Source organism: Microcoleus sp. CZ3-B2 (assembly GCF_036705055.1).
Taxonomy (GTDB): Bacteria; Cyanobacteriota; Cyanobacteriia; order Cyanobacteriales; family Microcoleaceae; genus Microcoleus.
On sequence record NZ_JAUBTN010000027.1, the window covers coordinates 29,737 to 51,183 of the forward strand.

Below are 21,447 nucleotides of genomic sequence, written 5' to 3' on the forward strand. Positions count from 1 at the left end.
AATTATGTTAGACTTCCATCAGGAAATTTACACACACATATTTATGGCATCCACAAACGATCGCTTCGTCGAAGCAGAAAGCCACTGGGACTTAAAAACTCTGTACTCTGACTTAGCCGCCGTTAAGGGAAAGCCTCTCACCCCCGTAGAAAAGCTGCACCTGCGGGGGTTGCTTTGTGGCAACAGTCCCGCTGAAATTGCCGAAAAGCTGCAAAAAAATCCCAAAGGTGTGGAAACTGACCTGTGTGCCACTATTTATAAATACGTTAAAGGCTTTGTGGGTAAAGGCATTGAAAAGATAGAAAATTGGAGAAATATTGCTGAATGGCTTGAGGATGCTGGATATAAAACTCAGTCGTCTGCTAAATTCCCGGTCAAAGATTTATTACCAGAAAATTGTATTGTTAATGTAACGAATATAAATATCGATAACAATCAAATAGTATTTTTTCTAAACCTGCGAATACCGACCTCACAAGATTCAGAATTGTCAATAGAAAATCTAGACATCAACGATAACAACTCTAACTAAATTTTTGCCACAACTCAACTAATTGGTAGGGTGAAGCGACTAAAATCAGGAAGCGCGATCGCCCTTACGGAATCAAGCAACAACCTCAGCAATAAAATTGATATTACTATTCTGCCAAATATTTATATTATTGGCGGCCCTAACGGTTCAGGTAAAACGACAGTTTCCCTGAGATTATTACCCGATCGCATTTGGAGCATCTCAGTTTTGAATTTATAGTGCGAGCTTAAGAGCTCGCGAGTTGTACAATACACAAGCGGGGACGCTCGCACGCTCAATAAAAAAAAATGCTTTTTGCCAAACACCAGATGCTCCCATCGCATTGACGCAGGTGTCAAAGCAGCCATCGCTCAAGCCATTGAAAAAAACCGCAGACTAGGACAATCAATTAGAATCTGGCGTGATGGTAAAATCGTGACTTTAACTGCTGCTGAGATTCCACCAAGAGCCGACAGCGACACTGCTTTTTAGCCTTGAGAAACCGGATTGTTTACGGAAACACTTCATTTGACCCTTGAACAGTCGTCAAAAACCCGGTTTTTTGGGTATTTATGCGTAACTCCTTAGATAACTACACACAGAAGCGATCGCATAACAAACAACCAATAATCAATAACTTAAAACTGAATTATTGTCAACAGTATTTTCCCGGAAATATTGAAGCTTTAATAAAAATTGCTAGCTGACATTTGCGAATTATAGCACTTTGTTCAATATATTTGAAAATGCTAAGTTAATTAAAGATTTGATGAAAGAGACGCATAAGTGTTTACATAGGCGATCGCAATTTTGTTATTCTATTATTTAAGTTTCATTCGATCGACTGAATTTTTGTACCACAGTCCTACCCCTAAACAGAACGGCAGTTTCCACAATGAGAATTTTAGTCACAGGCGGTGCGGGTTTCCTCGGTTCCCACCTAATCGATCGCTTAATGGCCCAAGGACACGAAGTAGTCTGCCTGGATAACTTTTACACCGGGACTAAACGCAATATCCTCAAATGGCTGGATAACCCCTACTTTGAGCTGATCCGCCACGACATCACCGAACCAATTCGGTTAGAGGTAGATCAGATTTACCATCTCGCCTGTCCAGCTTCCCCCATACACTATCAGTACAATCCTGTCAAGACAATTAAAACAAACGTCATCGGCACGATGAATATGTTGGGATTGGCCAAACGGGTAAAAGCAAGATTCTTTCTCGCTTCCACATCCGAAGTGTACGGAGATCCTGACGTACATCCCCAAACAGAAGAATATCGCGGCAACGTTAATTGTATCGGAATTCGCAGTTGTTACGACGAAGGGAAACGAGTAGCTGAAACCTTATCTTTTGATTACCACCGTCAAAATGGGGTAGACATTCGAGTTGTGCGAATCTTCAATACCTACGGCCCCCGGATGTTGGAAAATGACGGCAGAGTTGTCAGCAATTTTATTGCTCAAGCTTTACGAAATCAGCCGCTGACTGTTTATGGCGACGGTTCCCAAACCCGGAGTTTTTGCTACGTTTCTGATTTGGTAGAAGGATTCATTCGCTTGATGAATAGCGACAAAATTGGGCCGATGAATTTAGGGAATCCAGGCGAATACACTATCTTGGAGTTGGCACAAAAAATTCAAAATATGATTAACCCAGGGGCAGAAATTATCTTCAAACCTCTGCCGCAAGACGATCCAAAACAGCGACAACCGGATATTACTCGTGCTAAAACTTGGTTGGGGTGGGAGCCAACCGTGCCCCTGGATCGAGGTTTAGAATTGACTGTGAAAGATTTTCGCGATCGCATCGAGGGAAACCAACAGATAGGCAGAGGGTAGGCACGGGGGCACTACCCCTACAAGTTGTTCGCAATTAATAATTGAGGACTCTACCAATGACTAATGACTAATGACTAATGACTAATGACTAATGACTAATGACTAATGACTAATGACTAATGACTAATTTCATCTGATTAATTCACTAACTTTGAGGACATTTATATGCGTGTTTGCGTCATCGGTACAGGATACGTCGGCTTAGTTACCGGCACTTGCTTAGCACACATCGGACATCACGTTATTTGCGTAGACAACAACGAAGAAAAAGTTAAATTAATGAAGTCGGGACAGTCGCCAATTTTTGAGCCCGGACTGTCTGAATTAATGCACTCTGCCTCTCAATCGGGAAATCTAGAATTTACTTCAGATTTAGCAGCAGGAGTGGCTCACGGAGACATTTTATTCATTGCCGTGGGAACCCCTCCTTTGCCTACGGGGGAAAGCGATACTCGCTACGTAGAAGCTGTTGCGCGCGGCATTGGAGCTCACCTCGACGGCGATTACAAAGTGCTTGTCAACAAATCCACGGTGCCCATCGGTTCGGGGGATTGGGTGCGGAGGATTGTATTAGATGGTTTGGCTGAACGTCAAAAACCTCAAAGCGGTGATGGGGCTACTGGTGAGGAAGTAGCAGCAAAAACTGGCGTGCAATTTGATGTGGTTAGCAATCCAGAGTTTTTGCGGGAGGGCTGCGCTGTTTTCGATACGTTTAATCCCGATCGCATTGTTCTCGGCAGTAACTCTCAGCGAGCTATTGATATGATGCTAGAGTTGTACAAGCCGATTGTCGATCGCAAGTTTGCCGAAAATCAGTCATTGGCGGCAGTACCTGTCGTGACAACAGATATCAGTTCGGCAGAAATGATTAAGTACGCAGCTAATGCTTTTTTGGCGACGAAAATTAGCTTTATTAATGAAGTAGCTAATATTTGCGATCGCGTTGGTGCAGATGTTACCCAAGTAGCCAAAGGTATCGGTTTAGATTCGCGAATTGGCGGCAAGTTTCTGCAAGCCGGCATCGGTTGGGGCGGTTCTTGTTTCCCCAAAGATGTTTCAGCTTTAGTTCACACTGCTGAGGATTACGGCTACGAGGCACATTTGCTCAGGGCGGCGGTGGAAGTTAACGAACGCCAGCGGTTGATTGCTATTGAGAAATTGCAGCAAGTTTTGAAGATTCTTAAAGGTAAAACAGTCGGACTTTTGGGTTTGACTTTTAAGCCGGATACTGACGATTTGCGGGATGCTCCTTCGCTGAATTTAATCGACAATTTGAACCGATTGGGAGCGAAAGTTAAAGCTTACGATCCGATTGTTTCTCAGACTGGGATGCGTCACGGTTTGTCGGGAGTTTTGGTAGAAACAGATCCCGAAAGATTGGCTGATGGTTGCGATGCTTTGGTGTTGGTGACTGATTGGGAACAGTTTCGCAGTTTAGATTATGAAAAAATGGCGAAGTTGATGGATCATGCGGTGATGATTGATGGCCGCAATTTCTTAGATAAGAAGGTTTTAGAAGCGGCTGGTTTCCAATATGTGGGAATTGGAAGATAAGAAAGAGTTTTGAGGATAATCTCAATCCTGTAGGGTGTGCCGCAGCGCACCTTACATTTACTCGAAGATCGGAAAGAGAAGAATAGAAGAGGGCGGGCACTCTTGACACCGCCCCTACAGAAATCAAAGGTGTCGAACAATCGCGGGTTTACTCGACGCGCCTGCTTTAGAAACTTTCCATTAATGTTTTTTCTTGAGCGTAAACATCGCGTAGTTGTTGCAGTGCTGAGGCTGAAATTACCGATTTAACTGTAGCGACTAATTTACCCCATTCCAGCAAGCTGTCAACTGAAACAGCGGCTTTGAAGTTGTACGTATAAAATTTAGTCCAAAATTCTGGTGCTTGGGTGCGTTTCCAGCGTTTGTACCATCCGAGAAAATCTTGAGCGCAGGCTGGTTTTACTTCTAAGATTGGGGGGAAATCGGCGTAGCTGACGAATCTACTGAGGCCTTTGGCGTGTACGTACACCATGTTGTGACAGCATTCGATGCGGTAAATTTGGTCTGGTGTGATGTTGAATAAAAGCGCTACTGTTTCTTCGGTGACAAATCTCGATCGCGGATTGACGACTGACGATTTGTGAATAATTTTTGATGTGCCGATCGCTAACGATCTTAACTGATTGTCTGATATCATTGTAGCTACATATCCTAGTGGTAGGTAAATCTATCTGTTAGGTGCGAGTGACAGAAATTATCTGTCGGAATTAATTTTAACTGGCGATCGACTTTAGTTTCGCTGACTCAGCCACAAAACGGATACAAGCCCCCACTCCCGCAGCTAACAGCCCCAAATTTTAGATGCTTGTTCCCGATCGTAGATTCCTGTGTGAAATCAATCTAAAATCTAAAATCGACTGACTGACCGATCGCCTTTTGATACAATATACTAAATCCAAAATTTTGTAAATACTGAATATGAGCAAAGGCTTAGTCAGGTTGCGGGTTAGAGAGTTGGCCGCCGAGAAGGGATGGACGCTCAAGGAGGTTGCGGAGCGATCGGGCGTGGGCTACAGTACGATTAGCAATTATGCCCGATCTCAGGGCATGGCGATGGTTGATTTTGCGGCAGTCTACAAGTTGGCTCGCACCTTTGATGTGATGATTGAAGATTTTGTGGAAATCATGGAAAAATAGGTGCTGTTGGGCGATCGAGCATTTGGTAGAGATTGTAGCAGTTTTAAATCGGATAAACAACAGTCCCCAAATTAAGAATCTACAGTGCCGTTTCCCTATCATAAAAACATCCCAAAAACTTGTCGGGGCTGGCTCGGCGACATCTCACAAATCCACGTAAAATACCAAAAACTTGCCCCCACCACACGATCAATTCATATCAACATCTTACCCAATTAATTAATCGTACATTTTAATTACTTGTCGGTGGTGCGGGTTTTTGAGATGATCCATTTTTACCATAAATTGTTAGTTAGGGAAACTCCTAAAAACCGTGAATTTCTATGAATATTTAGTCCTAGGGTGCGTCGGCGAGCGAAAATCCCTAACCAAACATGGAAAATCTCAAATATCCGTACCTGTGCCATCAATCGATCGCAACCAAAGTCGCCTACAATCGAACTAACCCGCTCCAAACCGGAAATTAGGAGAACCGTCAAATGATAGATGCAGCGCTACTATTGGGAGGGCTTTTCACAGTTGTTTGGCAAGCCATCCTGGGGACTCAAGCCAACGATGCAGCAAAGCACCTCTGTGTGACGGGGATAAAAAAATTATCACGAAACGGTAAAATTGTCAATCACGATTTAGAAAAATCCCTAAAAACATCTTTCCTGAAAGCTCAACAACAAATCGCCTCAGAATGCAAACAGGAAATCGACCCCAAAAATAGGGCTAACCGAGAGAGTTTTAGTTATTCGCTGCAAGACAGGCGCAGGGATTTTGATTGGTTGAAACGAAAGCTAGAACAGCTAAAATTAGATTTAGCAAAGGTTGAGAAAGAAACAGTCCCGTCTGGGATTCCCATCGCAAGTTTAGATGAGATAGAATTGCTGCTGACTGCGACAGACGAGTTAAAGCAGAATCGGGTAGCAGAAGTCAAGCAAAAACTGCTGGAAGTTGCTCTAGAAAATTGCGATGTCGCACCATACAAAATTAAGTTAGAGCAAGATTTATTCGCCTTGGTTTCAGCATACTTTGCTCAGGAAATCAAGGAAAATGAAAAGGTTTTTCAGATTGTTACGGGGCAAACTTTGACGCGGATCGATCGCACAACCCAAGAGATGTATGCTTGGCTTGAGGAGATTGTGGAAAAAAGCCGGATTGTTTACCAGCCGATTGACTGGCGGGCTATTTGCCAGGAGATTTTAGACGAGAAAGAACAGCAGCGACTCAGCAGCAATCGGCTAACTTTTGGCAACTATCAAATAGATGATGTTTACGTGCCGTTGGGATTGGTGGAACGGCACAAAGTGACTGAGAAACGCGAGAATCTTGGGGCTGAGGAAGGTTCGGATTTGTATCGAGAAAAAGAAGTTACTCAGACATTTGAACATAGCGAGTTTCTCGAACAAGTGATCCAGCAAGGAAGTAGCCCGAAAAGCAAGGGAAAGCGGTTAGGAATTATTGGGGAACCGGGGGCGGGAAAAACAACGCTGTTGCGGCAGATAGCGAATTGGGTAGCGACGGGCATTTCGGAGGCTATTGTAATTTGGGTATCCTTGGCAGATTTGCAGGGGAAGGAATTAGAAACCTATTTATTTGACAATTGGCTGCTGGCGGCAATTAAGAGAATCGGGAAGGCTGAGGCGACGGCGGATATTAAGGATGATTTTTTAGCACAATTTAATGCCGATCGCGTGTGGTTGGTGTTGGATGGGGCGGATGAGATGGCGGTAGGAGATGGGAATCCTTTGGCGGAAATTGAGCGGCAAATTAGAACCGGCGGCTGTATTCAAAAGGCGCGAATTGTGCTAAGTTGTCGGCAGAATGTTTGGGATGCGATCGGTTCTGCGTTGGATACTTTTGATACTTATCGCACTCTGGAGTTTTCCTATCCCGAACAAGTGGGGATGTTTATTGATAAATGGTACGAGAATGTCGATTCGGAACGCGGGAAACAGCTACGGGAAGCATTAGCAGCATCAGGAAAAGAGCGAATTCGAGATTTAGTGAAAAATCCCCTCAGATGTTCGCTGCTGTGCGGCACTTGGCAATCCTTAGATGGGGATTTGCCGGATACTAAGGCTAAGCTTTATCAGCGGTTTGTGACTACTTTGTATCAGTGGAAAAAACCGCGCCTGAATTGGATTCAGCAGCAGGATTTGAATGCGGCTTTGGGTAAATTGGCACTTTCTGGGATGTTAAATGAAACGTCGCGGTTTCAGTTGCGAGAAAGTGTGGGATATCGGGTGATGGGTGCATCGCAGTTTGAGTTAGCTTGTCGTTTGGGTTGGCTGAATTTAGTGGCGAGGGATGCGGAGACGCTGGAAGGGATTTATGCTTTTTACCATCCAACTTTTCAGGAATATTTTGCGGCGTTGGCGGTTGAGGATTGGCACTTTTTCTTGAATCACATTCCTAAGAATCCGCAACATCCTGATGCTAGGTATCGCATTTTTGAGAAGCAGTGGAAGGAGGTTATTTTGCTGTGGTTGGGGCGTGAGGATGTAGGGAGGGAGGAGAAGGAAGCGTTTATTAAAGCGTTGGTTAAGTTTAAGGTTGGGTGGGATAAATTTTATGGATATCGGGCATATTTTCTAGCGGCTGCGGGGATTGCTGAGTTTAAGGAGTGTCGCCTGGGCGATGAGATTGTGCGACAAATTGTTACGTGGGGATTTGGTTATTTTAATAAGCAAAAACAGGAGTGGCGGACATTTCTCTATCCAATTGCCGAGATAGCAGGGGAAGTTCTGAAAGAAACAGATCGAAAAAGGGCTATCTCCTCTTTAATCGAGTTAATCCGCAATTCAGGTGATGAATATACCCGGAGGGAAGCGACAAGAAGTTTGGGGGAAATCGGCAAAAATTGCCCAGACACGATCGCCACTTTAGTCGAATTAATCAATACTTCTCAGGATGAAGTTACTCGGTGGCAAGCGGCAGAGATCTTGGGTAAAATTGATAAAGATAGCCCAGTAGCGATCTCCGCTTTAGCAGAGTTGATCCACACTTCGGTTGATAAAAACACCTGGAAGCGATCGGCATATAGCTTAGGGACAATAGGCAAAGATAGCCCAGAAGCGATCGCCACTTTAGTAGAACTAATCCCCAATTCAGTTGAGAACGGTATACACCGATATTTCTACTGGTCTAACGTACCTACCTATATAATAGTGGCAGATAGCTTAGGAAAAATAGGCAAAAATAATCCAGTTGCGATCGCCGCTTTAGTAGAGTTAATCCGCACTTCAGATAATAAAGTTACTCAATGCTTCGCGGCAGAAATTTTAGGTAAGATAGACAAAGATAACCCGGTAGCGATCGAAACTTTATTGGATTCAATCCGCAACTACCGTCCTAAAGATAATCGTTATCAAGCGGCAGCAATATTAGCAACAATCGCTAAAAATAACCCAGTTGCGATCTCCGCTTTAGTCGAGTTAATTCGCACTTCAGGTAATAAAGTTACCCGGTGGCGAGCGGCAGAATGCTTAGGAAAAATAGATAAAGATAACCCAGTTGCAATCAGCGCTTTAGTCGAGTTAAGCCGCAATTCCCATGAAAGAACCCGGTGGTCAGCGGCAGATAGCTTAGGTAAAACAGGTAAAAACAACCCAGTTGCGATCGCCGCTTTAGTTGAGTTAATCCGCAATTCCGGTGCTGAAAGTACCCGGTGTCAAGCGATAAGAAGCTTAGGGGCAATAGGCGAAAATAACCCAGAGGCAATTTTAGGTTTAGTCGAGTTGCTCGGTACTTCTCAAGGTGAATCTACCAGGATGATAGCGGCAGAATGCTTAGGAAATATAGACAACAATAACCCAGTTGCAATCTCCGCTTTGGTCGAGTCGATCGGCACTTTTCAGCATGGATACCATCTGTGGGAGTTGGGAAATAAATTAAAAAAAATAGGCAAAAATAACCCAGTTGCGATCGCCACTTTCGTCGAGTTAATCCGCACTTCAGGCGATGAAAATAACCGACTTCAAGCGGCAGGATTTTTGGAAGAAATAGACAACAATAACTCAGTTGCGATCGCCACTTTCGTCGAGTTAATCCGCAATTCACCTCATGCAGATACCCGGTGTCGAGCGGCATCTAGCTTAGGGAAAATAGAGAAATATCACCCAATTGCGATCGCGACTTTAATAGAGTTGATGCCTAATTATCATCCTGAATATTCTCTTTTTGACCCGGCAGATAGCTTACTAAAAATCATGAAAGGTAAACACTTCGCCACCGCAGTCTCAGGTTTGAAAAATCGCCTAACTTCGGAAATATACAAAAAATATTTTGGTCGGAATGAAAGATGTCACAGAGTCATCTGGCACTGCGCCGAAAATATGACTTACCCAGACTTTTATCAAGCATGGCACACTCAACCCACCAATTCCCCAATACCGGCGGACAACCACCCACACAATACAGATATCCCCACACTCCTCAAACAACTCCAGCCCACCGATAAAACCTTCCCGGTGTCCCTCAACATTCGCGCCTTAGAAGGCGAAACCGATACAAGCGCGATCGCCCAAGAACTCTGTACCCAACTATATCAAACAATCTTCCCCGCAGATACAGACATCCCCGCCCTTCGCAACGCCCCCGAATTCAAGCGATTAATCCCCCAACTCAAAAACTGGCTGCAAAAACAGCACATCGCCTTAATTTTGCACTCGTGCCCCTGCGAAGATGCGCTTTCATCTTTCACCCGCAAACTCGCCGACACTCACATGGGAATTCATATCGCCTGGATTACCGATACACCGCTGGAATTCCCGCTAAAAGGTTTTCGGGTGGATGGAGAGAATTTGTTGGAGGCGGTGCAGAATTGGATTGCGGGGATTGGTGCGTGATGTTGGGCCTTTCGGGTTAACTGTAGTTTAGACTCAAAAATGAGTGCAGCTAAAAGTAGTGGCCTTTGAAGAGTAGCCAAGCTGTTACTCAAAAATTCAAAATGTAGAAGATTAAATAGCTAATCTTGAAGACTTTTTGCGTCGAGAAACCCGTTTTTTTACAGTGGAATAGCACGGTGCTTTATTCCGTACCTTCCCCTTTTTCCAGCCGGGGGACTTTCCCCTATGTTTAGGCATTTTCGCGGCAGTACCAATATCAACTAAAAGCCACAAAACAGGTCAGTCGAGTTAAATTGATCAGCTTCAGATTGCTCTAGTGAGTCGATTCTCGATCGCTAAATCCCTAGCCAGCCAGAGTTGCCAACTCATCAATGGCATTAAATCGCTCCACCGCTCAGATTGTTCGGAAGTTCTCAAGTTAGGCAATTTTCAATGTAATCGTTGCTTGACCAATCGATACCAACGATCGACTCCAAAACGCCGTAAATACTTAAACCAAACAATTTCGCTTGGGTAGAGTTCGCTCTCCCACAAAAGCCAACCATAAGGGTAGAAACGGCTGACTGTTTGACATCGGCTTCATTCTTTCGGCGAGGATTCAATTGACTCTCTGTCGAGTGGCATGATTCCTATTGCTTCTTAACTCTGCTTTAAAGATAGAAGTCCTGACTGCGAACCAGGATTTAAGGACTTCTCTGATGGCTGCAAACCTTTTTTTATAATAAACTAGCAATTGCACTCAATCGCAGACAAAATTGAATTATCTGAGTCCATCGGTGTTAATCCGCTGGAAATCTGCGGTTAACAGAGCGAATATTTGTGCAGCCCAACTCTAATAACTATTATGCTTCAAATGCGGCAACCGAAACCCGATCGCGCCCTGCAGCTTTCGCCCGATAAAGCGCCTCATCGGCGATCGCAATTAACGCCCCCGGCTGCGACATCGGTGCTGGAATGCAGCAAGCCACACCCAAACTCAGCGTCACGTATTCGCTGACACTAGACTTGGCGTGAAGTATCTCTAAATCCCTCACCTGTCGGTTGATAATTTCAGCTACGCAAGTGGCACCATCAATATCAGTATTCGGCAAAACTATGGCAAATTCTTCTCCACCGTAACGCGCAACTAAATCAGCCGATCGCTTTACCGGACGCTGGAGAACCGCAGCCACCTGTCGCAAACATTCATCCCCCGCTTGGTGCCCGTAAGTATCGTTATAAAGTTTGAAATAATCGATATCGCACATAATCAAAGACAGCGGTGCTTCTTCCCTCGCCAAACGTCGCCATTCCGTATCGAGATAGTCATTAAAAAAGCGACGGTTTCTTACATCAGTCAAACTGTCGTAAGTTGCCAAATATTGCAAGGATCTATTCACCGTTTCTAACTGCCGTTTTTGCTGCAGCAACTGACGATTGAGCACCGTCAATTGCTGTTCGGCTGCGTGGGTTCTGAGCAAATTTCTTACCCTCGCCAGCAATTCCCTCTCGTCAAAAGGCTTTGCAATATAATCGTCAGCACCCGCATCCAAACTTTCGATCCGAGCTTCCATCCCCGATCGCGCTGTCAAAAAGATTACCGGAGTCGAATTCAATTCTGGCGTATTGCGAATCTCCTTGAGCAGATCGAGTCCATTTTGTCGGGGCATGATTTGGTCGCTCAAAATCAAATTTGGGCGCAATTGTTTGGCTTTTTCTAAACCTTCAATCCCGTCCACAGCCACGGCAACTCGATAGTACGGAATTAATAAATTTTGAAGGTAATCGAGTAAAAAATTGTTATCTTCTACTACCAGCAACAGGGGTAATTCTTGTCTATTATTTGTTAATTTATTTGGATCAATTGTGCGGTCAAAATTCTTAGAATCCGGCGGCGAGGACGGAGGCGCGATCGCCCGGACATTTCCCGCGCCGCAATCTTGGCAGCTAAATCCAGTCTGTCCAGCCAATTGGACGATCGCGCTCACCAACTGATGCGGGGACACAGGCTTCGACAAATACCTCTGAAACCCCGCAGAGAGCGCCGATCCATCGTCATCCCCCAGGTCTTCCGTGAGCGCCAACGCCGGCAGCAGTTCCCTGTCCTGGGACATTTCCATTGCTCTGACACGACGGATCAAATCGCAGCCGTCGGCTTCCGACACCGCCATATCGCTCACCAACACGTCTGGCCGCGACTGTTCCAACTCGGCGATCGCTTCGCCGGCGCTAGCCACCGCTGTTACCTTAGCTCCAAATGCTTCCAGACCAGTTTTCATACATTCGCGGATCTCGGCGCTGCTTTCAACCACCAACACTTGCTTTCCCGCTAGGGGTTTGGAAACCTGTCCTGATATACCTTCCATTGCGCCCAGCGCAGCATTGTGGGCGATCGGATTTTTGCTGTTCGCCACCGGTAGCTGCACCTCAAAGGTAGCCCCCTGTCCGATTCCGGGACTCTGGCCCCAAACATTTCCCCCGTGCAGTTCCACCAACTGCCGCACAATGGAGAGTCCCAAGCCGAGCCGGTTTTGTTCCTTGGTTTGGAAGCTATCTGTGGGGCGGAAGTAGTCAAAGATGTACGGCAGATATTTGGGGTCAATCCCGCAACCGCTGTCGCTGACGCGAATCAGCGCGCCCGACGCAGTAGGTTCGATCTGTATTTGGACTAGACCGGGGGCGGAATCCGGGGTAAATTTGATGGCGTTAGCAAGTAAATTCCAGACTACTTGCTGCAAGCGTTCTGCATCTCCCAAAATGTAGGTGACAGCGGGGTCAAAATCTGTTTCTATGCGGATGTTTTTGGCTTCGGCGGCGGGGCTGAGGGTGTCGATCGCCGATTCGACGACAGACGGGAGGTGAACCCTGCCGACGTTGAGGTGTATTTTTCCGCGCAGCAGCCGCGAAAGATCCAGGAGATTATCTATTTGCTGGTTCTGCAGTCTGGCGTTGCGCTCGATGATTTCCAAAGCGCGGCTGGTAGTGGCTTCGTTTAACTTGCGCGATCGCGCTAGCTGTACCCATCCCAAAATCGCGCTCAGGGGCGATCGGAGTTCGTGGGAGGCGACCGCCAAAAATTCGTCTTTTGCCTGGTGGGCTTGAGCTTGAGCTGCTTCAACGGCTTTGCGATCGGTGATGTCGAATCCGATCGCCAAATACTGACAGGGTTTTCCCTGAAAATCCAACAGCGGAACTACTGCTGCATAAACCCAATAATCGCTGCCATTCTTAGCTTGGTTCTTAATTTCTCCTTGCCAAACTTCACTTTTGGCAACAGTTGACCGCAAATTTTTGATCAATTCCGAAGACTTATATTCCGAGTAGAGAATTCCGAAATGGCGACCGATCAGTTCAGCGCGCGAATAGTTAGATATGCTACAAACTCGATCGCTGACGTAGTTGATAATTCCTCGGGCGTTTGTCCTCACCGCCAGTGCTGCTCGGTCGATCGCTCCTTTAAAATCTAAACATTCTTGTAGCGACAACTCTACTTCTTTTGTCATATAATTTTGGTTTGGGCGATCGGGCGCGTTTGGTTGCTGGCGATCGGTCTTATTCTTGCTCCGCTGTTGGATTTCCATTGCTTCTATTTTTCCCTGACGGCTGATAGCTAATCTACTCACATCCTGATTCATTATCACTGTTTTGTTCCCCGCAAATGGGTGCAATATTTTGTATCTGTTCATGATTAAAATTCGGCCGTCCGCACATCCAATAAGGAGTCACTTCAGATTTTATTGATTGTTGGGCAAAATTTTGTCAATCTGAGGGCAGATTTTCTCGAATTTTACCGAATTGGGCCATCTGTAACAATTCTCAACCTTTTTCTCACAATTTGCCTGTTGCATATACCTTAAAATTTCTTCTTCCCGAGGCTTGTGGGTTTCCCGCATTCTGCCTCACTTTTACTCAAGCATATCGATATCGGAGCTTAACATTTCTCAAATAACTGGCAGGGAAAAAGCCAACAAAGTCCGTGTCTGGCGATCGTCGGGAACTTCTGTTAAATTATTTTCTTCTACATCTTGACAGTCCTGTAAATATTATGTATTATCGAATGTAGTATATTTAACAAGAGACCAGACCAACTGCATTAACGCACTCAAGTATTAACAGGTAGAGAAAAATTGTCTGTGAATTTAAACTATGTACGCGAGGAATTTGAACAAAGAGCATTTGATTATGACAGTTTAATTCCCCGCCTCATTCCGCACTATCGCGAGCAACAGGATTTAATACTGCAGTTAATACCTTTTGAAACCAATGCTAACATACAAGTTCTGGATTTAGGCGCGGGGACTGGCATACTGTCGGCTCTGATTTTGCAAGCATTTCCTCAAGCCAAAGTCCTAGCCTTTGACATGGCGGAAAATATGCTGAAAATTTGTCAAACTAACTTGTCAGCTTTCGGAAAACGCCTGAGATTGCAGCAGGGAAATTTCGCAGAAGATGATTTCGGCAGCGGTTACGATTTGGTAGTTTCAGGGTTAGCAATCCACCACCTAGACAGCGCCGGGAAACAACAGCTATTTCACCAGCTTTTTCAGTCAATGAATCCAGAGGGAATCTTGCTAATTCGAGACATTGTGACAGGTGCTACTCCCAAGCTGACGGAGCAATACGAAAAGTTGTGGCGGCAGTACATGAAAGCCAGCGGAGAAGATGATGCAGCCTGGTTTCAAAACTATTTAAAAGAAGATATTCCTTCCTCTGTGGAAGAGCAAACAAAGTGGCTTGCAGAAGCAGGTTTTGCCGACGCAGCCTGTCACTGGCGCTATCTAAATTTTGCTGTTTTTGGCGGAGTTGTCCGAAAGTAGTTTTTGTAGGGCGCACCGGTTGACGAGTACGAGTAACTTTTGTTACTAATTTTGAGTATGGTAATTTTGAAACCAAGCTGCGCCAAAGAATTTTGCTTGCTTGAATTTTGAAAAATTGGAACGTTAAGCGAAAGCTTGGGTTCAGAATTCAAAGGCTCTTTGCTGTGGATGCCGCAGCAATGCAGCTTGATGGCTGTACATTTTACTGTTCGGATAACCAAGTTTGGTTAGTAGATTTTGTGCCTCCGAATTATCTCAAAGTCAATTGATAAATCTAGTGTTTTTGTGGAAGATGTGCGCGGAAGCTTTTAAAATAAAAGTAAGTAGGAGTTGCAATAAGTGAGTGCTGAAGATATGAGCGATCGCCAAAACAATTTTACTCAAAATAATCCTCAAAATCGAGGGTTGCTCGGCTCTGGCTGGCGACCTCTCTACCGTCAATTTGATTTGGAACACCTGCTGCATTTAGCATCGAGCGATCCGGTCGAATTAGCTCAAAAAACTTTAGATGCAGCTAGCGATATTGCCGACGCAATGGGGCGACATCAATATACCTGGTGGGCAAATATCTTAAATGTATTCTCGGAAAATACTCGCTACGAAATTGATGAATTTTGGGATTACATTACTCCGCAGCCAGTTTACCCGGATTACCGCTCCAAAGACGTTTTAGTTACTGAAACGCCGGTGGTGCAGTTTGTCAGCCGCGCTAGCATTCCCATTGACTATGTTCTCAACAAACTGCAAGAGATTACTGTTTTTAAAGTTCTGAATTTGTTGGGGAAACCGGATGCGATTACTCAGTCTTGTATGGAGCGGCATTTTTCTTATCCGCCGGAGCGGTTTGTGAGCTGGGAACGCTTGGAAGTTTTGGGTACTGTTTATGCTTATTGGGAGCGATGGGGCTGTTGGCTGCAAATTGACAGCTACGATAGGGGAAGACGCTGCTACACTCTGATTTGTAAAGATATTGCGCCGCTCGTTAGCAAGGCTACTTACAATTTGGCGGTGATTTTGAGCGGGTACAAAAGCCGCGTGGGACAGGTTCACAGTCAGTTTCCTATTCGGACGTTTTCTGCGGATGTTCAAAGTTTTACGGATACGGTTCAGCAGGCAATTCTCGACCAAAATCAGTTGGCTGTTTTGGTTAGCGGTGAACCGGGGACTGGCAAAACTGCTTGGACGCAAGCGGTAGCAAAGGAGATTTTGGTGCCGCTGGGTTATGTGATTTTTATTTTAGACCACGATGCTGTGGAAAATTTTGTGCCGCCGAGTTATTTGGAGCGGATTTGTATCATTATTAACGAGGCTGATAATTTGGCTCAAGATCGATCGACCGATGCGGCCCAACGCACTAACAAAACTGAACATATTTTGAGTTTGCTGGATGGAACTTTGTATCAAAGTGTTATGGATGAACACGGCATTCAATTTCAGCAAAAACTCGTAGTGTTGATGACTTGCAATACAACTGAAAGATTTGATCCTGCAATGTTGCGGAAGGGGAGAGTGGATTTTACCAGTGAATTTACGCAAAAATTTGTGTAATTTAATACAAAATACTGACAAAAAATTTAAATAATTGCACGAGCTGGACTTGTTACCAAACCTCACAATTCTGAAGATTTCTTCAGAATTGAAAAATTAAGGTAAAATTTTTTTGAGTACCTATAGACACATTTCGTGAAAAATGATATGAATGATGGGTGAGACCCTCTAAGGGTATCACCCGAGAGAGCAAATCAGGGAAACAGCATTTTTAATCAGAAACAGAATTTTTCTAACTTGACCGTCCTAAAAACGATACAGGCTGCGGCAGGGCTGTCGCGGCATCCCAAATTTTAGAAGCAAGTTCAAGCTCCAGTGATTCATCTGTGGAGTTTATCCAAAATCTCAAAATTCAAAACTCAAATTGACTGACAGTTATGGAGGAAATCCCAAACCGTGCAAACACTCGCCAGTTCAGCAACAAAGTCGGAGGCTGGGAAGGTCTGCCGACGGGAAAATTTCGATCGCCCACCAGCATCCCCAGAGGCAGACGTGTTGGAGAGTAAAGAGCGATTTCGGCGGTTGGTGGAGCGCTCCGCCGACTCCGTAGCAATGGTAGATTGTGAAATGCGCTACCTGTCGGTTTCTAGTCGCTGGGAAACAGATGGCGCGATCGGCTGCGGTGAGGCGATCGGCCGCTCTCATTGGGAACTGTTCCCGAATCTCCCGGAATATTGGCAACAAAATGCTCGCGCTTGTTTGACTGGAGTTTTGGAATACAGCGAGTTTGTGACAGGACGATCGCCCGTATGTGAAGCAGAACAAATCGAAGGCTGTGGCAGCGGGCGGGTAAAATGGGTATTTTTGCCCTGGAAAAATTGCTCTGGTGCGATCGGCGGTTTGATCCTGTTTGCCGAAAAGATAGCTGAGGAACTCGCCCCAAAAAATGGCTACCATAAATTAACCTCAAATGTCAAAACCCCGCAGTTAGAAATCAAACGAAAACTAACTCCCATTGCCCTCGACAATGCTGCGGATACAGTTTTTTTTACAAGTGCCGAAGGTCAAATTTGCTACGCGAACAAAGCCGCTTGTGATCTTTTCGGTTACTCGGAATCGGAACTGCTAAACCTGACAGTTAGCGACATCGATTCGCAGTTTTCAGTATCGGATTGGCCGGAACTCTGGGAGAAACTCAAACAGCAAAGCAACTTCACTTTTAAAGCCACTTACAAAACCCGAAACGGTGCCTGTTTTCCCGTCGAAGTTAAAGTCAATTATTTAGAATACGGCGGTTGTGAATACTGCTGCGCGATCGCCAGAGACATTTCGGCTCGTATCGCAGCCGAATCAGCGCTTTTAGAAGCAAAAGAGCAACTTCAAGCCGTCTTGGATGCCGTACCCGGATTAGTTTCTTGGGTAAGTTCCGATTTGCGTTACTTGGGAGTAAACCGACATTTAGCTACTGCTTACCAAATGCCGGCCGAAATATTTTCTGGTCAGAAAGTTGGTTTTTTAGATACAAGCCCTAAATTTAACGATTTAGTATACGATTTTTTTGCCAGCCCCCAAAAGAAGACATCTCAAGAAGTAATAACAAACATCAGAGGAGAAGATAAAACTTATTTAATAGTCGCTCAAAAATATCATAAAAATACGGCGGCGGTATTTGTGGGATTGGACATTACAGAAAGCAAACAATCTCTATTCGCTTTGCAAGAGTCGGAAGAACGTCTGCGGCAGCAAGCGGCGAAATTAGAGCAAACTTTGTTAGTTTTGCAACGAACTCAAACTCAACTGATCCAAACTGAAAAGATGTCTAGTCTGGGGCAGTTGGTAGCAGGAATAGCGCACGAAATAAACAATCCAGTGAGTTTTATTTCCGGGAATGTCAGCCACGCCACGGGCTACATTCAAGAACTCTTGAAGTCGATCGAGCTTTACCAAAAGCATTATCCCGATCCGGTGGCAGAAATTCAAGATTGGATGGAAGACTTAGACTTAGATTTCATCAAAAAAGACTTGCCAAAACTGCTAAATTCAATGAAAGTAGGTTCCCAAAGGATTCGGGATGTTGTGCGATCGCTCCGGTTGTTCTCGCGTACTGACGCAGCCCAAATGAAGCCTGTAGATATCCACGAAGGTTTGGACAGCACTGTACTAATTTTGCAAAATCGTCTGCAAGCTAAAGGCGGACGACCGGGAATTTCTCTAGTTAAGGAATACGCGGATTTGCCGCGAATCCGCTGCTATCCGGGACAGTTAAATCAAGTGTTCATGCACTTGTTGACAAATGCGATCGACGCTTTGGAAGAAGGAGGAAGAAATCCCCAAAGGTGTGGTACAATCCAAAGTCAGTCTTTATTGTCTGCGGGCGGCTCGGAAACTGAAATATTCAATCCAGAAATTCGGATTCGGACGTTTTTGGTAAGTTCAAGCGAAGTTGCGATCGCAATTAGCGACAACGGCCCGGGGATGACGGAAGAAGTTCTCGACTGCATCTTTGACCCTTTATTTACCACTAAATGTCCAGAGACGAGCACAGGTTTGGGTCTGGCAATATCGCAGCATTTAGTAGTAGAAAAGCATGGCGGCCAGTTGCAGTGTGTTTCTCGTCCGGGACAGGGAACTGAGTTGATCGTTAAAATTGCGATCGGTAACGATTAATTTGCCTCACCCAAAGCTGGACTTATTGTACCGGTTATAAATAGTGCGTCAAACCTTTTTTTGCGTAACTCATATTTAACCACCTGAAGAATCTGGGTTTTGCATTTAATAGTGCTGTCCCCCGATTTTTGGCAATAGACTAGCAATTGCATAAATCGGAAAATACCCTAAAATCATCTGCGTCAATCAGTGTTGCATCTGCCCGATATCTGCGGTTTCTGGATGGAGAGAAGACTTCTGCAACTCAAGACTATTGCACCGCTGGCTAACTCCATAAAAAATCCTTTTTTTCAAAGCCGGAGATGCTCCATAAGCGCCCTGTGCGACGGTAGAGTCCATGCTAAAATCTAAAATCTAAAATCGGTTGATTTATAAGGGAAAAATAATATGGTAATTGAGTGGCTGAAATTTAAAGTACCTCCCGAAAAGTGGGAGCAGTTTATCCTGCGAGATGAAGAAGTTTGGACAGCCGGACTAAAAAAATTCCCCGGTTTTTTGGGTAAGGAAATTTGGGTGGATGCGGTGGAAAATGAGGTGGTGATGTTGATCCGCTGGGAAACTAGGGAGAAGTGGAAGTCGGTGTCACAAAGCACAATCGAGGAGTTGGATACCCAAATGGGCGATTTGCAAATTGCGATCGCCGAAAGTCGCGAATATCAAGTTCCCCACTTCTTGGCTTAGTTAGTCATTAGTCATTAGTCATTAGTGATTAATCATTAGTCATTAGTGATTAGTATGGTTGGTGGGTGAGCGCTGTGACTTGCGGATGATTGTAGAGAATCAGTGAAATACAATCGGTATCCAGAATATATCGACACACAAAAATCTACCTCTACAGATAATAGGGATCGCCTTTTATTTTGGTGGGGCTCTCGCTCTTAATGCGTGAAGGGCGATCGCACTCCGTAAAACGATCGCAGTGTTTGGTATTTGGTGTCAGGGGCGATCGGGCTACCCCTTGCTTTCCACCTATGCAAGGACAGATAACCTGGAAACTTTCGGTTCTGATTTGTTGTGCTGTGTGCGCTACCTAGACAGTGACAGACTTGGCAATTTTTGCCAGCAATCGCAACGCTTCATTGACAGAAGCTGAGTCTCGAAATATTTCTGCTACGTCTGGATCGAGAATCACAACATTACTTGATTTCATATAGGCTTCATAGTATTTGCCACGGACACCACCTGAAAAATCGTATTCAGGTCTCATCTCGTCATTAATTGTTACTTCAGGTTCCTGACTCATAACTTTTTCTCTCTTGTCGGGTGGCTAAACGGGCACTGATTAAACGCACTTCACCTTCTCGTTCTGTATGGGACACAACAAAAAGGCGCTGTAAATTTGACTGACCGATCGTTAAAAGACGGAACTCACCTACAGAGTAGTTAGGGTCAGAAATTGTAATAGCCAGTGGATCTCCGAAGACAGTGACAGCTTCTTCAAAAGACACACCCATGCTTTTTGGCATTACTACTGGCTTTGTTTGAGTCCCACTGAAACTTCATATATCTATTCTACTCTCAAGCAGAAGAGGGAGGTTGGCAATTGCCTAGCTTACTGCTCTATTTTACTATTTAGGGCAAAATGGCGAAAATCAAAAATGTCAAGGTGACTGACTTCTAGGAACTCATAGACTCTGAGGAATATTGAACTGCTGCTGTAGCGCACTCATGGCTTTCTCGACTGGAATTCCTTCACCTCGATCGAAGCTTTCGAGTCCTTTGCGGATGCCGATAATGGCTTCGAGGTAGTCGATGCGCTCCTTCTGTTGTTCGTAGGTATTGACTTTGGGGTGTGGAGGCGATTTGAGCGCACTAAGCTAAGAAGATCCGCAAGTAGTTCGTCAGGGGTGCTATCGATTGCTTGGATGAGGAGTTCTTTGATGGTCATCGCGGCATTTGGTGGAGGATTGATACACTGATTGTAACGAGTGTCGATCGATCGTTGTACGAGTTGCGATCGCACCTCCGTACAAGCATCGCAGTGTTTGGTAAGTAGTAAGACACAATTAATTACACAAAACTCTGGGCTACAAGCCTTGTCTAGTAAAGAATCAGCAAAAAATCAGTGTGTAATTAATTCTGTCCAATTACTTATTTGGTGTCAGGGGCGATCGATCTTTCATTTTAGGCGATCGGTCATCGGAAACAACAAAGGGATCTCGCTATCTATGCAAGCATTTCACTATTTAGTATTTGCTTTGGTGAAGAGTTTTGAGGTAAACTAGAATCGCTCGAAGTTTCTGGAGTCTGACTAGGAAACAATGAAACTGCGCTCGCATATTGGATGTGATGGCATATTGCTTAAACAAATGCCCGCTGAGTTTAAAGATACTTCTGTTGAAGTGGTAGTAGTTGTACAGCATCTACCATCTGAGGAAGTTAAACCGAAGTATAACGCTTGGGGAAAGGTGACTACTAAAAAATCAATTCAAGCAGCAATTGCTAGAATGCTACAACTGCGGAAAGAAATTGCTTTGGCTCAAAGCTCAATCCGTTCCATGATTGAAGAAGGGCGCAGGTTTTAATGCAGTTTGTATTGGATTGTTGTGTTTGCCTTCTTCATCATCACCACACCCGCTGAATTGGATAAGCATCAAAAGCCTCATCACGACT

General features: G+C 44.9%; 17 protein-coding genes. 12 read left to right on the forward strand and 5 right to left on the reverse strand.

Going from position 1 to position 21,447, the window contains the following annotated elements; genetic code table 11:
• Positions 1–43: 43 nt before the first annotated feature.
• From QUA97_RS14330 to QUA97_RS14350, 5 genes are all read left to right on the forward strand, one after another.
• Complete coding sequence (locus QUA97_RS14330; protein WP_333194990.1) at positions 44–532, forward strand: helix-turn-helix domain-containing protein; 489 nt, start codon at positions 44–46, stop codon at positions 530–532.
• A 30-nt stretch (positions 533–562) separates the two neighbouring features.
• Positions 563–751 carry a hypothetical protein gene (locus QUA97_RS14335; protein WP_333194992.1) on the forward strand — a complete coding sequence of 63 codons (189 nt, stop codon included), beginning with the start codon at positions 563–565 and terminating at the stop codon, positions 749–751.
• 75 nt (positions 752–826) lie between these two features.
• Positions 827–1,003 carry a hypothetical protein gene (locus QUA97_RS14340; protein WP_333194993.1) on the forward strand — a complete coding sequence of 59 codons (177 nt, stop codon included), beginning with the start codon at positions 827–829 and terminating at the stop codon, positions 1,001–1,003.
• Positions 1,004–1,406: 403 nt separating this feature from the next.
• On the forward strand, positions 1,407–2,357 hold the full coding sequence (locus QUA97_RS14345; protein WP_333194994.1) for a UDP-glucuronic acid decarboxylase family protein: 951 nt from the start codon (positions 1,407–1,409) through the stop codon (positions 2,355–2,357).
• 165 nt (positions 2,358–2,522) lie between these two features.
• On the forward strand, positions 2,523–3,911 hold the full coding sequence (locus QUA97_RS14350; protein WP_194070914.1) for a UDP-glucose dehydrogenase family protein: 1,389 nt from the start codon (positions 2,523–2,525) through the stop codon (positions 3,909–3,911).
• Between the two features lie 166 nt (positions 3,912–4,077).
• Here the strand turns inward: QUA97_RS14350 and QUA97_RS14355 are convergent, their stop codons facing one another.
• Positions 4,078–4,548 (reverse strand): hypothetical protein, encoded by a 471-nt coding sequence (locus QUA97_RS14355; protein ID WP_194011320.1) that lies wholly within the window; start codon positions 4,546–4,548, stop codon positions 4,078–4,080.
• Between the two features lie 281 nt (positions 4,549–4,829).
• Between QUA97_RS14355 and QUA97_RS14360 the strand changes: the two genes are divergently transcribed.
• Together QUA97_RS14360 and QUA97_RS14365 are read left to right on the forward strand one after the other, a co-directional pair.
• Positions 4,830–5,048 carry a helix-turn-helix domain-containing protein gene (locus QUA97_RS14360; protein WP_194070913.1) on the forward strand — a complete coding sequence of 73 codons (219 nt, stop codon included), beginning with the start codon at positions 4,830–4,832 and terminating at the stop codon, positions 5,046–5,048.
• A 479-nt stretch (positions 5,049–5,527) separates the two neighbouring features.
• The gene (locus tag QUA97_RS14365; protein WP_333194996.1) at positions 5,528–9,883 is read left to right on the forward strand and encodes a HEAT repeat domain-containing protein; all 4,356 of its coding nucleotides are present in this window, start codon (positions 5,528–5,530) and stop codon (positions 9,881–9,883) included.
• 842 nt (positions 9,884–10,725) lie between these two features.
• On the opposite strand, the gene QUA97_RS14370 is transcribed toward QUA97_RS14365, so the two are convergent.
• Complete coding sequence (locus QUA97_RS14370) at positions 10,726–13,497, reverse strand: diguanylate cyclase domain-containing protein (RefSeq protein ID WP_333194997.1); 2,772 nt, start codon at positions 13,495–13,497, stop codon at positions 10,726–10,728.
• Between the two features lie 498 nt (positions 13,498–13,995).
• Here QUA97_RS14370 and QUA97_RS14375 point away from each other — a divergent pair, with 498 nt between their 5' ends.
• The 3 genes from QUA97_RS14375 to QUA97_RS14385 all read left to right on the forward strand — a co-directional run bounded on the left by QUA97_RS14375 (position 13,996) and on the right by QUA97_RS14385 (position 18,834).
• Positions 13,996–14,679: a class I SAM-dependent methyltransferase gene (locus QUA97_RS14375; protein WP_333194999.1), complete on the forward strand. Its 684-nt coding sequence runs from the start codon at positions 13,996–13,998 to the stop codon at positions 14,677–14,679.
• Positions 14,680–15,018: 339 nt separating this feature from the next.
• Positions 15,019–16,227, forward strand: a complete 1,209-nt coding sequence (locus tag QUA97_RS14380) for an AAA family ATPase (protein ID WP_333195000.1) — start codon at positions 15,019–15,021, stop codon at positions 16,225–16,227.
• Between the two features lie 396 nt (positions 16,228–16,623).
• Positions 16,624–18,834 carry a PAS domain-containing sensor histidine kinase gene (locus QUA97_RS14385; RefSeq protein WP_333195001.1) on the forward strand — a complete coding sequence of 737 codons (2,211 nt, stop codon included), beginning with the start codon at positions 16,624–16,626 and terminating at the stop codon, positions 18,832–18,834.
• A gap of 186 nt (positions 18,835–19,020) precedes the next feature.
• On the opposite strand, the gene QUA97_RS14390 is transcribed toward QUA97_RS14385, so the two are convergent.
• Complete coding sequence (locus QUA97_RS14390) at positions 19,021–19,173, reverse strand: hypothetical protein (protein ID WP_194068740.1); 153 nt, start codon at positions 19,171–19,173, stop codon at positions 19,021–19,023.
• A 48-nt stretch (positions 19,174–19,221) separates the two neighbouring features.
• Here QUA97_RS14390 and QUA97_RS14395 point away from each other — a divergent pair, with 48 nt between their 5' ends.
• The gene (locus tag QUA97_RS14395; protein ID WP_333195002.1) at positions 19,222–19,515 is read left to right on the forward strand and encodes a TIGR03792 family protein; all 294 of its coding nucleotides are present in this window, start codon (positions 19,222–19,224) and stop codon (positions 19,513–19,515) included.
• A gap of 349 nt (positions 19,516–19,864) precedes the next feature.
• Here QUA97_RS14395 and QUA97_RS14400 read toward each other — a convergent pair whose 3' ends face one another.
• Positions 19,865–20,077: a hypothetical protein gene (locus tag QUA97_RS14400; protein ID WP_106147613.1), complete on the reverse strand. Its 213-nt coding sequence runs from the start codon at positions 20,075–20,077 to the stop codon at positions 19,865–19,867.
• On the reverse strand, positions 20,061–20,300 hold the full coding sequence (locus tag QUA97_RS14405; RefSeq protein WP_228050134.1) for a BrnT family toxin: 240 nt from the start codon (positions 20,298–20,300) through the stop codon (positions 20,061–20,063). The genes QUA97_RS14400 and QUA97_RS14405 overlap by 17 nt, the downstream gene beginning before the upstream one ends.
• Positions 20,301–21,095: 795 nt before the next feature.
• Here QUA97_RS14405 and QUA97_RS14410 point away from each other — a divergent pair.
• Positions 21,096–21,359, forward strand: a complete 264-nt coding sequence (locus QUA97_RS14410; protein WP_194068744.1) for a hypothetical protein — start codon at positions 21,096–21,098, stop codon at positions 21,357–21,359.
• Positions 21,360–21,447: the final 88 nt, after the last annotated feature.